The following is a 1133-nucleotide window of genomic DNA, read 5'->3' as shown; positions in this document are numbered from 1 at the left end:
TTGCTGCCAGCGCCTGATGCGCAGACGCTGATTACGGTGACGGATCTGAGTGGTATCGACTCAAGGCTAGAGCGTGAGCGACAGTTAAGCGAACTGATTAGGCTCGAGACAGCAAAGCCCTTTGACTTATCGCATGACCTGTCGCTTCGTGCGGGCGTGATTGTGCTGGGTCGCCAAGAGTCGGTGTTTACGTTGACGATGCATCACCAAGCGGGTGATGGCGTTTCGATGGCGGTACTCACGCGTGAGTTGATGCAGGGCTATAGCGCTTACTGCTTGGGTGCAGAGCCACAGTGGGCACCTTTGCCAATCCAGTATTGCGATTGGGCTGCTTGGCAGCAGGCAAGTCTGGAGCAAGGTCTTGAGGCGAAGGTGGCTCGCGCTAAAGCGCGGTTGGCTAACGCGCCCGAGAGTCTGACGTTACCCGTAGATTACGCCCGCGATCCTGACCGGATGCGTCGGGCTGCCTACATGTCCGTGCGCATTGAGGCACCGGTCGTGCAGGCGCTTGAGGCACTCGCTCGGCGTGAGAACACGACACTCTTTACAGTGGTCTTGGCAGGCTATGGAGCCACCTTAGGTCGCCTAGCAGGTCAGGACGATGTGGTGATTGGCTCGCCTGTGGCCGGACGCAATCGCGTTGAGACGGAGGGGTTGATCGGCTTTTTGGTTAATACGCTGGCCTTACCGATATCGATCGGCGGTTCGTGCACGGTCAAGGAGTTGATCCGTCGTACGCGTGCAAGCGTTGAGGAAGCATTGATTGATCAGGACTTGCCATTTGATCGTTTGGTCGAGAGTCTGGATGTTGTGCGTTCGTTGTCGCACACGCCTGTTTTTCAGGCGATGTTGGCCTTTCAGAGTCAGGAGCAGGTGGAGCTCAAGCTTGGTGAGTTGAGCTGTAGTTTTGAAACTGTGACATTACCGCGGGCTAAGTTAGACCTGAATTTGGCGTTAAGCGTGAGCGCGAGTGGTGCGCTTGAAGGGATGTTCGAATACGACGCAGATTTGTTTGCCGAGTCGAGTGTAGAGATCTGGCGTGAAGCGTTTGAGCGTTTGGTGCAGGGGTTAACAGCTTCGGTGGATGCGCCGGTCAAGACCTTGGCGCTAATGGATGGTGTGGCGCGCCAAAC

At 56.3% G+C, this 1133-nt stretch carries 1 protein-coding gene; it reads left to right on the top strand.

Annotation, left to right across the window (positions count from 1 at the left end):
- Window positions 1-1133 (top strand): condensation domain-containing protein (locus KZZ10_RS14405; protein WP_259662239.1); only part of this gene is annotated, 1133 nt, incomplete at both ends.

Source organism: Zwartia hollandica (genome assembly GCF_019923725.1).
In the GTDB taxonomy this organism is placed as follows: domain Bacteria; phylum Pseudomonadota; class Gammaproteobacteria; order Burkholderiales; family Burkholderiaceae_B; genus Zwartia; species Zwartia hollandica.
This window is presented reverse-complemented; position numbering and strand designations above follow the sequence as displayed.